This is a genomic window from Edaphobacter lichenicola, from assembly GCF_014201315.1.
GTDB lineage: Bacteria > Acidobacteriota > Terriglobia > Terriglobales > Acidobacteriaceae > Edaphobacter > Edaphobacter lichenicola_B.
In genome coordinates, this window is the sequence record NZ_JACHDY010000001.1 from 1455694 (window position 1) to 1473122 (window position 17429).

Consider the following 17429-nt stretch of genomic DNA (forward strand, 5'->3'; position numbering starts at 1 on the left):
CGCGATTGAAACCGTCGCCGCCGTGTGGTTGATCCGGCTTGATGGACAATATCACACATTGCGGCACGACTGGATAAAAAGATGGGTCGAGAGTGGTTCGGTCGCCGCGGTGCTGTTGGACGGCGAGCCCTCAAACCTTGTCCTGCTCGGTATCGGCCTAGCCGGTCTCTTTCAAATTGGCTTCTGCCGCATGCGAGCTGCCCGGCGAGCTTCCTAGCGGTTCGCGCCAAGCACGAATACCCACTCATGCGATAAGACCGCATGAATGGGCACCCGATGTATAGGTAATTTCATGTGTGGGCCATAGGCACAACAGAACAGTTTCAGCACCGCTGAAGACACTACTCTACTTTTGGTGCGGGAACTTGGTCTTTTTAGCGGGATTCATGATTGCAGTCGCCCTTCTAAAGACCTGAATTGAACAAACAAAACGGCAGAGCCGAAGCTCTGCCGTTGTTTGTTTTCACGCGAAGCGCTTTTCGCCGTCCGCGAAGGCCTACTCGGCGGCTAGTTCTTCTTGTTCGCCTTCCATGCGCATCTGCTCTAGTTCGCGCTCTTCGGCTTCGATGGCGGAGGCCACTTCCTGCTGGACCTGGGCTGCCGCTTCTTCCAGTTCTGGTGAGAGCTGGACGTTGCGGTAGTACTCCATGCCGGTGCCGGCGGGGATGAGGCGGCCTACGATGACGTTTTCCTTGAGGCCACGGAGCGTGTCGATGGAGCCGTTGATGCTGGCTTCAGTGAGTACGCGAGTGGTCTCCTGGAAGCTGGCGGCCGAGATGAAGCTGTCGGTCGAGAGCGACGCCTTGGTGATGCCGAGGAGGAGCGAACGGCCGATGGCAGGCTTGCCGCCGGACATCAACACGCGCTGGTTCTCGGCGTTGAAGCGGAAGCGGTCGGTCTGCTGATCGACGAGGAAGCTGGTGTCACCGACTTCTTCGATCTTGACCCAGCGAAGCATCTGACGAACGATGGTTTCGATGTGCTTGTCGGAGATGGTAACGCCCTGGAGCCGGTAGACTTCCTGGATTTCGTTGACGAGGTACTGCTGCAGTGCGCGCTCGCCGAGAACTTCCAGAATGTCGTGCGGGTTGCGGGGACCGTCGATCAGAGCGTCACCGGCACGGAGGCGTTCGCCTTCCTGCACGTTGACGTAAGTACCGCGGGGAACGCTGTACTCCTCTTCCTGACCGTTGTCCGCAGTGACGTAGACCTTGCGCTGGCCCTTCGAGACTTCGCCGAAGCGAACGACACCATCGATCTTGCTGATGATTGCCGGGTCGCGTGGCTTGCGGGCCTCGAAGAGTTCGACGACGCGGGGGAGACCGCCGGTGATGTCCTTGGTACGCGTGGTTTCGCGTGGGATCTTGGCAAGGATGTCGCCGGGGTAGATCTCGTCGCCGTCGGCCACCATGAGGTGAGCGCGTGAAGGCATGAGGTAACGCTTGTTGCCCTGAGCGGACTTGATGATGATGGCTGGCTGACGCTTCTCGTCGGAGGAGTCGGTGACGACAAGACGGCTGAGGCCGGTGACTTCGTCGACTTCTTCGTTGAGAGTGAGGCCTTCCTGGAGGTCCTTGAACTGGACGGTTCCAGCGATCTCGGTGAGGAGGGAGAAGGTGTAGGGATCCCACTCGCCGAGGCGCGTGCCCTGGACGACCTGCTGGCCCTCTTCGACCTTGAGCTTGGCACCGTAGACGACAGCGTAACGCTCCTTCTCGCGGCCCTTCTCGTCGACGATGGCGAGCGAACCGTTGCGGTTGAAGGCGACCAGACCGCCGTCCTTGGAGCGAACGGTGACGAGGTTGATGAAGCGGACCGTACCGGCGTTCTTGGCCTCGAGGTGCGAAGCGTCGGATACGCGTGATGCCGTACCGCCGATGTGGAAGGTACGCATGGTGAGCTGAGTGCCGGGCTCGCCGATGGACTGCGCCGCGATAACGCCGACGGCTTCGCCCATCTCGACCATCTTGCCGGAGCCGAGGTTACGGCCGTAGCAGAGGATGCAGACGCCGCGCTTGGATTCGCAGGTGAGAACCGAGCGGATCTTGACGCGCTCGATACCCGCGGCCTGAACGGCGCTGGCGAGATCTTCGTCGATCTCCTGGTTGATGTCGACGATGGTCTTGCCTTCGAAGTCCTTCAATTTTTCGAGACTGACGCGGCCGATGATGCGATCGCGAAGGGGCTCGATGGTCTCGCCGGCTTCGATGATCGGGGTGACGTAGATGCCTTCGACGGTGCCGCAGTCGTTGTGCGAGATGATGACATCCTGCGCAACGTCGACCAGACGGCGGGTGAGGTAACCCGAGTCAGCGGTCTTGAGTGCGGTGTCGGCGAGGCCCTTACGTGCGCCGTGGGTTGAGATGAAGTACTGCAGCACCGTGAGACCTTCGCGGAAGTTCGCCGTGATGGGGGTTTCGATGATTTCGCCGGAGGGCTTGGCCATCAAACCTCGCATGCCGGAGAGCTGGCGGATCTGCTGTTTGGATCCACGAGCACCGGAGTCGGCCATGATGTAGATCGGGTTCATGGCTCCTTCCTTGTCGGCACGCTTCATGTTGTTGAACATCTCGTCGGCGACGCGCTCGGTGACTCCGGACCACATCTGGATGACCTTGTTGGAGCGCTCACCGTTGGTGATGGCTCCGTCGAGGTACTGCTGCTGCATGGCGAGAACCTGCTTTTCGGCATCGCCCACGACGGTGTACTTGGAGTCGGGGATGACCATGTCGTCGAGTCCAACCGAGAGGCCGGAGCGCGTGGCATAGGTGAAGCCGAGGTCCTTGACGCGGTCGAGGGTCTTGACGGTGACTTCGAGGCCGAGGTTCAGGTAGCAGTAGTTGATGAGCTGGCCGATACCCTTCTTCTTGAGCAGGCCGTTGACGTAGGGCATGCCCTCGGGGAGCGCATCGTTGAGGATGGCGCGGCCGACGGTCGTGTTGATGTACTGCTTGTTGAACTCGACCGGCTCGGTGTGGGTGAGGTCCTGATCGTCGTACGCGGTGGTCATGTCGAGGACTGGCCCCGAGTAGCGCAGACGGATCGGGGTGAGGGTCTCGACCTGCTTCGCCTCGAGGGCCATGAAGACCTCCTCGATGTTGGCGAAGACGCGGCCTTCACCCTTGGCGTTAACCTTTGCCTTGGTGAGATAGTAGAGGCCGAGGACGAGGTCCTGCGTCGGGACGGTGATCGGTTGACCGCTGGCGGGCGAGAGGATGTTGTGCGAAGCGAGCATGAGAACGCTGGCTTCGATCTGAGCCTCAGGCGAGAGTGGGATGTGAACGGCCATCTGGTCGCCGTCGAAATCCGCGTTGAAGGCGGTGCAGACGAGCGGATGGATCTTGATGGCTTTACCTTCGACGAGCACGGGCTCGAAGGCCTGAATGCCGAGACGGTGAAGCGTCGGAGCGCGGTTCAGAAGAACCGGGTGATCCTTGATGACCTCTTCGAGGATGTCCCAGACGATGGGCTCCTGCATCTCGACCATCTCTTTGGCTTGCTTGATGGTGGTGCAGTGGCCGGTCTGCTCGAGGCGGTGATAGATGAAGGGCTTGAAGAGCTCGAGCGCCATCTTCTTGGGAAGACCGCACTGGTGCAGCTTCAGCTCGGGACCGACGACGATGACCGAACGGCCGGAGTAGTCGACGCGCTTGCCGAGAAGGTTCTGACGGAAGCGGCCCTGCTTGCCCTTGAGGGTGTCGGATAGCGACTTCAGCGGACGGTTGTTCGCGCCACGGAGAACGCGGCCACGGCGGCCGTTGTCGAAGAGAGCATCGACGGCCTCCTGCAACATGCGCTTCTCGTTGCGGACGATGACCTCAGGTGCGTGGAGGTCCATCAGCTTCTTGAGTCGGTTGTTGCGGTTGATGACGCGGCGATACAGGTCGTTCAAGTCAGACGTGGCGAAGCGGCCGCCGTCGAGCGGAACGAGGGGACGCAGCTCGGGCGGGATCACGGGGATCACGTCGAGGATCATCCACTGCGGCAGGTTGTCGGACTTGCGGAAGGCCTCAACGATCTTGAGACGCTTGGAGTACTTGAGCTTCTTCTGCAGCGAGGTCTCGGTCTTCATGCGCTCGCGCAGCTCGATGGCGAGCTCAGTGACTTCAACGCGCTTGAGAAGTTCCTTGATGGCCTCGGCGCCCATCATGGCCTTGAAGCCGGAGGGGCGGTACTGTGCATCCAGCTCGCGGAACTTGGTCTCGTCCTTGATGACTTCGCGTTCTTTGACCGGGGCATCGCCTGGATCGACGACGACGTAGGACTCGAAGTAGAGGACGGCCTCGAGCTCACGCAGGCTGATGTCGAGCAGGTGTCCGATACGCGAGGGAAGGCCCTTGAAGAACCAGACGTGCGAGCAGGGGCTGGCGAGCTCGATGTGGCCGAGGCGCTCGCGGCGAACCTTAGAGAGGGTGACTTCGACGCCGCACTTGTCGCAGATGACGCCGCGGTGCTTCATGCGCTTGTACTTGCCGCAGAGGCACTCCCAGTCGGTGATGGGGCCAAAGATTCTTGCGCAAAATAGTCCGTCGCGCTCGGGCTTGAACGTGCGGTAGTTGATGGTTTCCGGCTTGGTGACCTCGCCGTGCGACCAGCTGCGGATCTTCTCTGGGCTGGCGAGCTGGATCTTGATGGCGTCGAAGTCGGCGATGGGTCCGGTCAGTTCAAATGGGCTGGAGCGAAACATATTTGACGTCTCCGTATGCAGTGTCTGGCGTTTGTTGAGCCTTGCTGCTGGTTACTGCTGCTTTACTTCTGCTGGGCGGTGGGTGGTAAGGTCCGTCGCCTGCTTCTCTTTATTGCTCTTCCCCTTTGGCCGGCCCTTCGTGAATGTTGAGCGTGAGCCTCATTCAGAAGGACCGTGCCTGGGGTGGAGCGGTATCGACTAATCTGCTGCGGCGATGGCTGGCAGCGGCTGCTTCTTCTGGTCGGCCTGTTTGATCAGTTCGACGTCGAGGCAGAGGGACTGCAGTTCGCGGATAAGAACGTTGAACGACTCGGGAACACCCGGCTCGATGGCAGCTTCGCCCTTGACGATGGCTTCGTAGATCTTGGTACGACCGAAGACGTCGTCGGACTTGGCGGTGAGCAGCTCCTGCAGGATGTAGGCGGCGCCGTAAGCTTCAAGGGCCCAGACCTCCATCTCACCGAAGCGCTGTCCGCCGAACTGCGCCTTACCACCAAGCGGCTGCTGGGTGATGAGCGAGTACGGTCCGATGGAACGAGCGTGGATCTTGTCGTCGACAAGGTGCGACAGCTTGAGCATGTAGATGTAGCCGACGGTGGCGGGCTGCTCGAATGGATCGCCGAGCATGCCATCGTAGAGCTGCGACTTGCCCGAGCTGGGAAGACCAGCGGCCTTGAGAAGCGCCTTGATCTCGGTCTCGCGTGCACCGTCGAAGACTGCCGTGCCGAACCAGATACCACGCTTCATGCCGGCGGCAACGCGCAGGGTCTGCTCGTCGTCGAGGTCAAGAAGCTGGTTGAGTGCGGCGGTACCGGCGAAGCGCGCCTTGAAGAGCTCGCGGACTTCGTTGGCCGACTGCATGGTTGCAGCGAGTTCGGCGACCTGCTTGCCAAGCTCGTGCGCTGCCCAGCCAAGGTGCGTCTCGAGGATCTGACCGACGTTCATACGCGAAGGCACACCGAGCGGGTTGAGGACGATCTCGACCGGGGTTCCATCGGGGAGGTACGGCATGTCTTCCTCAGGGAGGATTCGTGCGATAACACCCTTGTTACCGTGGCGGCCGGCCATCTTGTCACCGACAGAGAGCTTGCGCTTCATGGCGATGTAGACCTTGACCATCTTGATGACGCCGGGCGAGAGTTCATCGCCCTTCTGCATCTTGCCGATCTTCTCGTTGGTGATCTTGCGGAGAACATCGATCTGGCGTGAGGTCATCTCCTCGATCTCATCGATCTGCTCATTCACACGTGGGTCTTTATCTGCATACCGTATGCGCTTGAGGTTACGAGTGCTGATGAGTTCGATCGTGTCGCGATCGAGGATGTCGCCCTTGTTGAGCAGCTTCTTGTTGGTGCGCTCGTCATGGAGATCTGCCAAAACTTCTTTGGCTCCCAAGATGGCTTCGAGACGCTTGAGGCGCTCGTCGGTGAGAATACGAATCTCGTCGGCGAGGTTGCGCTCGAGCTTCTCGATCATCTCCTGCTCGATCTGCTTGGCGCGCTCGTCCTTCTCCTGCCCCTTGCGGGAGAAGATGCGGACGTCGACGACGGTGCCTTCGATACCCGGAGGGCACGTGAGCGAAGCGTCGCGAACATCGCCGGCCTTTTCACCGAAGATGGCGCGGAGGAGCTTCTCTTCCGGCGTCAGTTGCGTTTCACCCTTCGGCGTTACCTTGCCGACGAGGATGTCGTTGTGACCGATCTTCGCGCCGATGCGGATGATGCCCGAGTCATCGAGATCGCGGAGTGCGTGCTCGCTGACGTTGGGGATATCGCGCGTGATCTCTTCCGGTCCAAGCTTCGTGTCGCGGGCTTCGATCTCGAACTCCTCGATGTGGATCGAGGTGTAGTAGTCCTCGCGGACCAGCTTTTCGGAGATGAGGATCGCGTCCTCGAAGTTGTAACCACGCCACGGCATGAAGGCGACCAGAACGTTACGGCCGAGGCCGAGTTCGCCCTGCTCGGTGCATGGGCCGTCGGCGATGACCTGACCCTTGATGACACGATCACCCTTGCGGACGATCGGCTTCTGGTTGATGCAGGTGTTCTGGTTGGAGCGCTTGAACTTCGTGAGCTGATAGATGTCCGAACCGACCTCACGCGAGAGCTGCGTGGGGTGATGCTCGCCTTCTACGCGCACGATGATGCGCTCGGAGTCGACCGAGTCGATGATGCCATTACGCTTGGCCAGGATGACGGCGCCGGAGTCGCGGGCGGTGACGCCTTCCATACCGGTACCGACGAAGGGGGCCTCGGCAACGAGCAGAGGAACGGACTGCCGTTGCATGTTGGCACCCATCAGCGCACGGTTGGCGTCGTCGTGCTCGAGGAACGGAACCAGCGAGGCGGCGACCGAGACAAGCTGCTTCGGCGAGACGTCGACATAGTCCACTTCGGACTTGTTGACGAGGACGAAGTTGCCCTGACGACGGGCGTCGACGACATCCTGCACGATGTTCAACTTCGCATCGAGCTCGATGTTCGCCTGTGCGATCGTGTGGCGGTCTTCTTCCCAGGCCGAGAGGTAGAAGCTGAAGGGGGCGAGGTCCATGGTGCGCTTGCCGGCCTTCTTCAGTTCAGCATTCTTGGCACGGGCCTCTTCAATTTCGAGGTAGTCGCCCTGACGCAGACCGGACTCACCGGCGTTCGAGACGGAGACGTAGTCGAGCGCACGGCCTTCCTTCACGCGACGATACGGCGATTCGATAAAGCCGTATTCGTTGATCCGCGCAAAGCAGGAGAGCGACGAGATCAGACCGATGTTCGGGCCTTCCGGCGTCTCAATCGGGCAGATGCGGCCGTAGTGAGTGGGGTGCACGTCGCGGACTTCGAAGCCAGCGCGCTCACGCGACAGACCACCGGGCCCAAGGGCGGAGAGACGGCGCTTGTGCGTGATCTCCGAGAGGGGGTTGGTCTGGTCCATGAACTGCGAGAGCTGCGAGGAGCCGAAGAACTCACGAATCGCGGCCATAACTGGCTTGGCGTTGATGAGGTCGTGCGGCATGGCGGTCGACATCTCCTGATAGACCGACATCTTCTCCTTGATGGCGCGTTCCATACGGACGAGGCCGATGCGGAACTGGTTCTCCATCAGCTCACCGACGGCGCGAACGCGGCGGTTGCCAAGGTGATCGATGTCATCGACGACGCCGATGTTCTTGCGCAGCTTGAGCAGGTAGCGAATGGTGCCGTAGAAGTCCTCAGGGGTCAACGTACGCTTGTCGAGGCCAGAGGGATCCTGGTTCTCGTAGAGCTTGATGTTGAACTTGAGGCGGCCGACGCGCGAGAAGTCGTACTTGCGCGGATCGAAGAACATACCTTCGAAGAGCGCAGTCGCGGTGTCGAGCGTCGGTGGGTCGCCCGGACGCAGCTTGCGGTAGATCTCGATGAGAGCTTCTTCAGGCTTGCGCACGGAGTCGCGGCGAAGCGTGTTGGTGATGATGTTGCCTACGTCGTCGCGCTCGGGGAAGAAGACCTCGATGCTGCTGACGCCGGACTGGATGATCTTGTGCAGCTTGTCGGCGGTGAGCTCCTGGTTGGCCTCGTAGAGCAGCTCGCCGGTGGTGAGATCGACGACGTCGGCGGCGGTCATGGCGCCGTCGAACTCGCTGGTCTCCACTTCGACCGCGTCGATCTTGTGGCTGCGCAGACCCTTCATCGTGTGAGCGGAGATCTTGCGAGTGGCAGGCGCGATCTCCTCACCCTTGACGGTGATGGCATGGGCCGGACGGGTGCCCTGCAGGTTGCTGAGCTGACCCTCGGGAGCGACCTTCCAGCTGAGCTTGCCGTCGGCTACGTTGATGGTGTCGACGGTGTAGAAGGTCTTGAGGATCTCCTCATCGGTGCGCAGGCCGAGTGCACGCAGGAAGATGGTTCCGAGGAACTTGCGCTTGCGGTCGATGCGGACGTAGAGGGTGTTCTTCTGGTCGTACTCGAACTCGACCCAGCTGCCGCGGTACGGAATGATCTTGCCGAGGAAGTAGGTGCGGTTGTTCGCGGTCTCGAAGAAGACGCCGGGCGAACGGTGGAGCTGCGAGACGATGACGCGCTCCGTGCCGTTGACGATGAAGGTGCCGTTCTGCGACATGAGAGGAATGTCACCGAAGAAGACTTCCTGCTCCTTCATGTCGCGCAGGCTCTTGACGCCGGTCTCGGGGTCCTTGTCGTAGATCTTCAGGCGGATGGTGACCTTGAGGGGTGCAGAGTAGGTCATGCCGCGCTCTTCGCACTCTGCCTGGTCGTACTTCAGCTGCAGGCCGACGGGGTCGCCGCACTTGGTGCAGAAGTCAGGGGTGTTCTTGTTGTAGGTTCCGCAGAAGTTGCAGAGGACGTCGCCCGGGTGGAAGGGGTCGGTAATGACCATGTGGCCGCAGTTGGTGCAGGCCGTGCGCAGGTGGTTGAGGCCCTTGAGGTAGCCACACTTGCACTCCCAGTTGCCGATGGAGAAGTCGACGAACTCGAGCTCGGAGACGTTACGGAAGTCGGTGATGGGAAATACGGAGGTAAAGACCGACTGCAGGCCGTTGTCCTCGCGCTCCTGCGGGAGCTTGTCCATCTGCAGGAAGCGCTCGTAGCTGCGGCGCTGAACTTCGATGAGGTTGGGAATCTGGATGGATGTGGGGATCTTGGAAAAATCAAGACGGCTTCGGATCGCGCGCATTTCGCTGTTGTTGGACTCGCCAGACATGCTCTCTCCTGAAAACTGACCTTCGAGGCCTCCCGAGCGCGTCTGCCGGCATCGTATTGCTGGCTTCACTCGTTAGGGGAGGGCATCGGTCAGGCCCTCCGGGTTTGGTTCTGATCGCGCAGTCTTGAAGATCTTCGGGTCTTGCTGTCCTCGATGGCAGCGAGCCCCGTGCGCAAAATGTCTTGCCGTCATGGTCCGCGGCACGGATAAATCTTGAAACTTTTGCTACCTGCAACCGTTCGAAGCTGCTATAAAGAACGCGTGCAGCGTACTGTTGGCTCCTACAGCGGAGACAATGCCAATAAAACACGGCAAAGCGCTCGCGGGGACAGCATGCCCCATGAGCGCAAAGGTCGACTTGTGCACTGTTTCTATATAAGTGGTGTTAATGCCTGCCGCCATTGAGGTTCGCCTACCCCAAAGTTGCGCCGCTCGCATGTTTCTTATTGCACTATGCGCATCCGCCGCTCGAAGCGTATAGTGGCCGGTTCCTTAACCTGTGAAGACAGGATGATCCGGGTACAACGAAGTTTTTTCTGGGTACCGCTGGCCGCCAATGAGCACGTCAAGGCGGAACGAATTTTCTCTAACGTCAAGAATATCGCGTTCCGCCTTATAGTGCAAGCTGGCAGTTAACTACTTGATTTCGATGGTCGCAACGCCTTCGAACTTCTTGGCGATGGCTGCTGCGTCATCCTTCGAGATGTTCTCCTTCAAGGGCTTGGGAGCGGCATCGACCAGATCCTTGGCTTCCTTCAGCCCAAGAGCGGTGACTTCGCGTACAGCCTTGATGGTGTTGATCTTATTCGCGCCGGCATCCTTCAGGATGACGGTGAACTCGGTCTTCTCTTCGACCGGAGCTGCTGCCGCTGCACCGCCGCCCGCTGCCGGGGCTGCAACTGCCGCTGCTGCCGAAACGCCGAGACGCTCTTCGAGCTTCTTGACCAGAGCCGAAGCCTCGAGGAGGCTGAGGCTAACGATTGAATCTTCCAACTGCTGGATGTCTGCCATGTTATTTCTCCAATTAGAACTGAACTTTGTGGTGCCTATTGCTCTTCCAAAGCCTGACTGCGCTTCGGCTGCCTATGCCTTCCAGGGTTTCCGTTGCGCCCAGACCAGCGCCCCCGGGAAGACCAGGCGAAACTTGTTTTAGCCCTCGACCGGGTCCGTGGTCGCGGCTTCCCCACCCTGCGATGCGGTGGAGTTCTCGGGCTGCTCAGCGGTCGCATCGGCGGCGGGAGCTTCAATAGCGTGCGCCTCGGCTACGAGCTGACCTTCAGCAGCGGGAGACTCAGCAGCAGGAGCCTCAGCAGCAGGAGACTCAGCAACTGCGGCCACTGCCACAGGAGCTTCTTCAACCTTAGCCTCCGCCTTCGGCGCTTCGACAGCTGCCGGTGCGGCTGCGCCTGCAAACTTGCCTTTTTCGACGCCCTGGTTGATGACAACCGCCAGATCGCGGCCGGTGGCGTTGATGACTGTGGCCAGACGCTGCGCAGGCGACTGAATCAGGAAGAGAAGCTTCGAGAAGAGCTCTTCCTTGCCCGGCATAGTGGCCAGATCGCCGATCTCGCGGACGTCGATCACCTTGCCGTCGACGATGCCCAGCTTGAAGGTGAACTCGGCGTTGTCCTTGACCCAGGTCGAAAGCGCCTTGGCCAGGGCAACAGGATCGCCCGAGGTATAGGCAACAGCCGAAACGCCTTTAAGGCCCTGCAGCGCCGACTCGATCTTGGTGCCTTCGCTGGCGCGTGCAGCCAGCTTGTTCTTGACGACATGGTAGTTTCCGCCGGCGGCGCGAACCGTCTTACGCAGCTCGAAGTCCTTCGCGGCGGTGAGGCCCTTGAAGGTGCCGATGATAGCGGAGGTCGAGTGCTCGAGCTCGATCGCGAGCTGCTTCACCTTCTCCGTCTTTGATGCTCTGGTCAATGCCATGACTAAATCCTCTTCGCTTTCGCTTCCCCACTCCTCGCTCTCGCGGCCAGAGGGGGTTTCGTGCTAACTAAAATTGATTAAGCCTTGCCCGCAAGTTCGGCAGCGGCGTAGTCGAGCTGAATGCCAGGGCCCATGCTCGAGCTCAGCGTGACGCCCTTGATGTACTTGCCCTTGGCGGCCGACGGCTTGGCCTTCACAACACTCGTAATGACGGTCATCGCATTGTCGACCAGCTTCTGCGGATCGAACGAGAGCTTGCCAACCGGAACGTGAACCAGCGCGGTCTTGTCGGTTCGGAACTCGACCTTACCAGCCTTGATCTCCTTGACCGCAGCGGCAACATCAGTGGTAACCGTGCCCGTCTTCGGGTTGGGCATCAGACCCTTGGGGCCAAGCACCTTACCGAGACGTCCGACCGAACGCATCATGTCGGGGGTCGCGATCAGAGCGTCAAAGGCAGTCCAGTTTTCTTTCTGGATCTTCTCGACCAACTCCTCACCACCGACAAACTCTGCGCCAGCAGCCTCTGCTTCCTTGATGCGATCGCCCGAGGTGATCACGGCGACGATCTTCGACTTGCCCAGACCGTGCGGGAGAACTACCGTGCCGCGAACCATCTGGTCCGCGTGGCGAGGATCGACGCCAAGACGCATGGTCAGATCGACGGTCTCGTCGAACTTCGCGTACTTTGCTTTTTGCAGGAGCGGAACTGCGTCCGCCAACAGATAAGGACGGGGCTCAACGAGCGCACGCGCCTTTACTAGATTCTTAGAGAGCTTCCTTGCCATTTTCCCTCGTCTCCCACCCCTCTGGAGTTGATCTCTCCGGGCGTGGTTCTCGACTGGCCTCAACTGGACATTGAGGCACTCTTACGAGTATGCCGGAAATGCTGGTTTTCTGCAAGCGCTATCGCGAAATACGAGCCGGCTGAACCTCCTCCACCTGGTCCATGCTATCCTCGCGCCATGTCTCGGGGCCTTTATATTGAGCTTCCCATGCGAACCCCTATGGATCGGCTTTGGAAGTTCACCCAGGATCCCGCGCTTCATCAACGGTGGGACCTCCGATTTACGACGATCCACTATCTTCCAAAGACTGATTCCACTTCGCCACAGCGCTTCCTCTACGAGACGCGGGTGGGGTTCGGGCTCGCAGTCGCTGGGGAGGGAGAGTCGACCGGCACGCGGTCAGGAGCCTCGGGAGAGGCTACCTCGGCACTCAAATTCTGGTCGGACGATTCGAGGTCTCTCATTCGTGCAGGAGCCGGGTATTGGAAGTACATTCCTGCGGGAGAAGAAATCCGCTTTCTTACCTGGTACGACTACCAGCCCCGATTCGGTCTCCTGGGCCGAGTCTTCGACGATCTCGTCTTCCGTCCGCTGATGGGGTGGGCGACTGCGTGGAGCTTCGACCGCCTGCGGCTTTGGCTGGAGGATGACTTCGCCCCCGAGCTTGTGCTGCGCTCCTCGCTTATTTATGGCATATGTCGCGGACTGATCGCATTCGTTTGGATCTGGCATGGGCTGGTTCCTAAGCTGCTTTTTCACGACGTCGGAGAGTTGGCTATGTTGTCGAACGCGGGTGTAGCTGCCCCTTGGCTCCCACTGATTGGTTTTGCGGAGATCGCTCTGGGTCTGTTGGGACTGCTTGCCTGGCGATGGCGTGGATATTTTCTGTTGACCGGTACCGCGATGATCGCCGCCCTCTTCGGCGTTGCTTTGTCATCGCCAGCGCAGTTGAGTGCAGCATTTAACCCCGTGACACTCAACCTCGCAGTGTCGGCCCTATGCTTCTGCGGATGGCTCTCGCATCGGGGGACTGCTTTCGCAGGTCGGTGCCTTCGCAGACCATACGCAACCAAAGATAATGAGGTCAGCGATGCCGTCCATCTATGAGCGCGTGCTTGGAGAAGACTTCAAACGTCTGCACCCGATGATTCAGCAGCGGTTCTCTATTTCGAGCGAGTCAGGTGTGGGGGCCATCGGACGAGGGGTTATGGAAGAGGTGTGGCATGGGCCGGTCTACACGCTTCCCTTCCTCTACCTCGGCGCGTGGCGGAGCATCATGTTCCCGGAACAGGGCCGCAACGTACCGTTCACCATCCGCAACTTCGCCTATCGGGATCGATTGGGACGTGAGACCGTGACCTGGCTCCGCACCTTTGAGACCGCGAGACCATCGGCGCCCCAGAGACGATTCGACGCCTACATGATCTACAGCGAACAACGACGGCGCATCGTCGACTATCTCGGAACGCATCAGCACCTGGCCGTTGACATTGACATCTCCGTCGCTGCCAACGGTGGAGTCGCACTCAGGTCAGGGGAACAGCGATTCTATGAGGGGCCAGCGGCCTTCAGGTTTCCCATGGCTCTCTCCGGCTTCGCTGAGGTCTGCGAGTGGTTCGATGAATCGATTGGTAAGTTTCGCATCGAAGTCACCGTCAAAAATCGGGTGTGGGGACCATTGTTCGGATACCGGGGAAGCTTCAGGGTGGAGTGGTTGCCGGTCAGCAAGACACCGGAGGACCTGTTGCCAAAAAGAGTGGAAAAACGCGAGTAAAGATCCTGTTGACGCCGATTGAGAACCAGCCTATGCTAAATCTCGAGAGGCGAACAAATGGAGAAAATTAATGGCCGATCACTCTTTCCAATTCTTCCCGCAAGCCCCGTCGGGATCGCTCGTATGGCGGCTGAGGCAGAGCACGCCGACGATGGCCACCTGATTGAATTCAAGATGTTGAAGGTGCGCAGCATTCTGAACAAATCGGTATCGAAGCGGCAGCTGTCGCTCGCTTACAGCATCAATCCGTACCGCGGATGCGAGTTCGGCTGCAAGTACTGCTATGCGCGCTATACGCATGAGTTCATGGCTCCAAAGGCTGCGGCAGAGATGGGAGAGATGAGCGCAGAGGTCGCGACGAACACGATCGATATGCGAGATCCTTTGGCGTTCGAGCGAATGATCTTCTTGAAGCAGAATGCCGCATGGCTGCTGGAGCAGGAGTTGAAGAAGATCGACCCTGCGGACGAGGTGGCGCTGGGCACCGCGACCGACCCCTACCAGCCGATCGAGCGACGGGCGAAGATCACGCGCAGCCTGCTCGAGGTGTTTGCGCGAAAGGAGGGGTACCGCCTTGGGATTGTGACCAAATCGCGGCTGATCGAACGCGATATCGATCTGCTGGTAGAAGTTGCTCGCCGCAATTCCCTGGTGGTGCATGTGACGATCACAACCCCAGACGCTGCGCTGGCGCGTCTGCTCGAGCCGCGAGCGCCACGGCCTGATCTGCGTTTTCAAGCTGTGAAGCGGTTGCGGGAGGCGGGGATCGTCGCCGGAGTCTTCGGCTCGCCGCTCCTGCCTGGCATTACCGATAACGAAGAGGCGCTGGACGGGATGGCTCGGCGTGCTGCTGCCGTGGGAGCGAGCTTCTTCGCCGCCCATCCACTCTTCCTCAAGCCGTGTTCACGTCCTACTTACCTGAGCTTCGTTCGTGAGCACTTCCCCGCCCTTCAGGCCGACTACGCCAAACGTTTCGCCAACGCCGACTTCGCCGGAAGAGAGTATCGCGAGCGTCTTGCAAAGATGGTCGAGCGCGCGTGCCGACGGTACGGCCTGGGAAAGCGTTCGAGCGATGCCCTGCTTACTCGAAACGAGGAGGGCGCGGGCAAAAGGCCGACCCTCGGTGTGGGAGCAACGGCGAGACAGCAAAGACTCTTCGCTTAGCCACGATAAGGCGGAGGTGAGGCCACAGTTAACGACGAGAGAGGACGCCCGGAGGTCATCGTCGACTGACAACGTCGGTGATGATTCCTTGCGTCCCCGCTTGTAGTAATCCTCGCGTGTAGAAAGCTGAGTCGGTGCGAGCAGCCGTGAGTTAGCCTACGACTTCAATGCCCATCGAACGGGCAGTGCCGCGAATGGTCTTCGCTGCGGCCTCGACCGTGGTCGCGTTCATGTCCGGCATCTTCTGGGTGGCGATGGCGATGATCTGCTTCTCGGTCACCTTGCCCTTCTTCTCCTTGTTCGGAGTGCCGGAGCCCTTCTCGATACCGGCGGCCTTCAGCAGGAGCACCGGAGCCGGAGGGGTCTTGGTGATGAAGCTGAAGGTGCGGTCCGCGTAGACGCTGATGACGACCGGGATGGTGAGTCCGGCCATGTCAGGAGCCTTAGTACGCTCGTTGAACTGTTTGCAGAACTCCATGATATTGACCTGAGCCTGGCCAAGCGCGGGGCCGACAGGAGGTGCAGGGGTGGCCTTGCCGGCCATAATCTGAAGCTTGACGTATCCAGTGATCTTCTTCGGTGCCATTCGGGTAAATCCTCTTTACTCTTCCAGCGGCGGGCGTTATTACATCCGAACGCCTGCTGCTTAATTATTTCAAAACTCTCAAACTACTCGTCGACGACCTTGTCGACCTTGGAGAACTCGATCTCGACCGGAGTCGAGCGGCCAAAGATGCTGACCATAACCTTGAGGGTCTGCTTGTCCTCGTTGATATCGTCGACCGCGCCGGTGAAGTTGGCGAAGGGGCCTTCGTTGATGCGAACCTGCTCGCCCTTCTCGTACTTGACCTTCATGGTCGGCTTGTTGCCTGCGGTCTCGGTGCGGAAGAGGATGGAGCTGACCTCCTGCTCCGAGAGCGCGACCGGGTTGTCGCCGGTGCCCAGAAAGCCGGTGACGCGCGGCGTGTTCTTGATCACATGCCACAGGTCGTTATCGAGATCCATCTCGACCAGAACGTAGCCAGGCAGGAAGACGCGCTCGATGGTGTACTTCTTGCCGTTGCGCAGCTCGGTGACCGGCTCGGTCGGAATCATGATGCGGCCGATGCGGTTCTGCAGACCGAAGGCGGTGATGCGGCTTTCGAGGGACTCACGCACCTTGCGCTCGAAGCCCGAGTAGGCGTGAATGATGTACCACTTGAAGTTCTCATTGACCGGTGGAGCGAGCTGCTCAGAGGGATCTCCCTGAGGATTCTGCTCTTCCGGATTTTGCTCTTCTGCCGCCATCGTTGTGCCTTTTTCACGCATCGTGTACTTCTCTCTACCGCTATTGCTCGGAATCAAATCTCTTTAGTGCTGGGTCAGATGGTGCAGCAACGCTTCGATCGCCCGGCCGATGATGTTGTCCACCAGCCAGAAGTAGGCGGCGAAGATGAAGACGGTGACCAGGACAACGATCGTAGTCGATTGAACCTCTGCGCGCGAAGGCGAGATCACCTTGCGCATCTCGCTGCGAACATCCTTGAGGAACTCGCCGAGACGTGCTGGCTGCGACTTCAACTGCTGCAATCCGGTGCTGGGCTGTTCGGTTACCGCTATTGTCTTGGCCATAGTACTGCCTCAATCTTCGTGGTGCGTTGTGGTGTCTGTTCCCGGACTTGAGGGACCGGGCAAACTGGCGGGGGAGCTCGGATTCGAACCGAGAAGTTCGGTTTTGGAGACCGACAGTTTAACCGTTGAGCTTACTCCCCCAGTGGTGCGGAGTGAGACCTTCGCCTCACCCCAGAATCCGGCTGGAGACTACTTCGTTTCCTTGTGGTCCGTGTGCTTCCGGCAGGTGTTGCAGAACTTCGAGAACTCGAGGCGACCCGTCGTCGTCTTCTTGTTCTTCGTGGTGGAGTAGTTCCGGTTCTTGCAATCCGGGCACTGAAGAGTAATGATCTCGCGCATTGTTGATTTCTCCTTCTAACGTGGCCAGCCACCTCGGCTGGCAAGCAGCGTAGTGACACGCCGCGACACAGGGCAATGGCCCCTGCAACCAAATCCTGATTGTGAGACGGAAGAAAAGCGGTCAGGCCACGCTCGTCCTCTCAAATTATCTCTTAAAACAGTGTTTCAGGAAAGCCATAGCTCCGAACTGTCAGAACGATGGTCGCCAAATAGAACAAGGAGGCAATAAAACCACTAAAACGTTTGGCGGCAGGAACCGTTCCCGCCGCCGACGTTCGAATAATTACTTGATGATCTCGCTGATGGTGCCTGCTCCGACGGTGCGTCCGCCTTCGCGGATAGCGAAGCGCAGACCCTTCTCCATCGCGACTGGCGTGTGCAGCGTGATCTCCAGCTGGATGTTATCGCCGGGCATGCACATCTCGGTGCCTGCAGGAAGCTTCGCCGA

The 17429-nt window shown here is 59.5% G+C and carries 13 protein-coding genes and 1 tRNA gene; 3 read left to right on the forward strand and 11 right to left on the reverse strand.

From position 1 onward, the window contains the following. Positions 1–496: 496 nt before the first annotated feature. From rpoC to rplA, 5 genes are all read right to left on the reverse strand, one after another. On the reverse strand, positions 497–4687 hold the full coding sequence (gene rpoC, locus HDF09_RS06220; protein ID WP_183762961.1) for a DNA-directed RNA polymerase subunit beta': 4191 nt from the start codon (positions 4685–4687) through the stop codon (positions 497–499). 198 nt (positions 4688–4885) lie between these two features. After that, positions 4886–9373, reverse strand: coding sequence for a DNA-directed RNA polymerase subunit beta (rpoB, locus tag HDF09_RS06225; RefSeq protein ID WP_183762963.1), 4488 nt, complete (start codon positions 9371–9373; stop codon positions 4886–4888). A gap of 636 nt (positions 9374–10009) precedes the next feature. Beyond that, a complete protein-coding gene (gene rplL, locus HDF09_RS06230) occupies positions 10010–10384 on the reverse strand; it encodes a 50S ribosomal protein L7/L12 (protein ID WP_179585103.1) in 375 nt (124 codons plus the stop codon). A 138-nt stretch (positions 10385–10522) separates the two neighbouring features. Next, positions 10523–11305, reverse strand: a complete 783-nt coding sequence (rplJ, locus tag HDF09_RS06235) for a 50S ribosomal protein L10 (RefSeq protein WP_183762966.1) — start codon at positions 11303–11305, stop codon at positions 10523–10525. Positions 11306–11382: 77 nt separating this feature from the next. After that, positions 11383–12093: a 50S ribosomal protein L1 gene (gene rplA / locus HDF09_RS06240; RefSeq protein ID WP_179637359.1), complete on the reverse strand. Its 711-nt coding sequence runs from the start codon at positions 12091–12093 to the stop codon at positions 11383–11385. A 207-nt stretch (positions 12094–12300) separates the two neighbouring features. On the opposite strand from rplA, the gene HDF09_RS06245 reads away from it, so the two are divergent. Genes HDF09_RS06245 through HDF09_RS06255 form a run of 3 tightly spaced genes read left to right on the forward strand, consistent with a single transcriptional unit; the run spans position 12301 to position 15031 of the window. After that, positions 12301–13200, forward strand: a complete 900-nt coding sequence (locus HDF09_RS06245) for a DoxX-like family protein (RefSeq protein WP_260180942.1) — start codon at positions 12301–12303, stop codon at positions 13198–13200. Then, positions 13184–13867: a DUF4166 domain-containing protein gene (locus tag HDF09_RS06250; protein ID WP_183762972.1), complete on the forward strand. Its 684-nt coding sequence runs from the start codon at positions 13184–13186 to the stop codon at positions 13865–13867. Before HDF09_RS06245 ends, HDF09_RS06250 begins: the two co-directional genes overlap by 17 nt. A 57-nt stretch (positions 13868–13924) precedes the next feature. Further along, on the forward strand, positions 13925–15031 hold the full coding sequence (locus HDF09_RS06255) for an SPL family radical SAM protein (protein ID WP_183762975.1): 1107 nt from the start codon (positions 13925–13927) through the stop codon (positions 15029–15031). 151 nt (positions 15032–15182) lie between these two features. On the opposite strand, the gene rplK is transcribed toward HDF09_RS06255, so the two are convergent. The 6 genes from rplK to HDF09_RS06285 form a co-directional block, all read right to left on the reverse strand. After that, positions 15183–15617 carry a 50S ribosomal protein L11 gene (rplK, locus tag HDF09_RS06260; protein ID WP_179585113.1) on the reverse strand — a complete coding sequence of 145 codons (435 nt, stop codon included), beginning with the start codon at positions 15615–15617 and terminating at the stop codon, positions 15183–15185. A gap of 83 nt (positions 15618–15700) precedes the next feature. Beyond that, on the reverse strand, positions 15701–16339 hold the full coding sequence (gene nusG, locus HDF09_RS06265; protein WP_183762978.1) for a transcription termination/antitermination protein NusG: 639 nt from the start codon (positions 16337–16339) through the stop codon (positions 15701–15703). A 42-nt stretch (positions 16340–16381) separates the two neighbouring features. Beyond that, positions 16382–16642, reverse strand: a complete 261-nt coding sequence (secE, locus tag HDF09_RS06270; protein WP_183762981.1) for a preprotein translocase subunit SecE — start codon at positions 16640–16642, stop codon at positions 16382–16384. Between the two features lie 65 nt (positions 16643–16707). Beyond that, positions 16708–16783, reverse strand: a tRNA-Trp gene (locus HDF09_RS06275). Between the two features lie 48 nt (positions 16784–16831). Continuing rightward, positions 16832–16981, reverse strand: a complete 150-nt coding sequence (rpmG, locus tag HDF09_RS06280; RefSeq protein ID WP_158943905.1) for a 50S ribosomal protein L33 — start codon at positions 16979–16981, stop codon at positions 16832–16834. Between the two features lie 283 nt (positions 16982–17264). Beyond that, positions 17265–17429 (reverse strand): EF-Tu C-terminal domain-related protein (locus tag HDF09_RS06285; protein WP_455685161.1); only part of this gene is annotated, 165 nt, incomplete at its 5' end.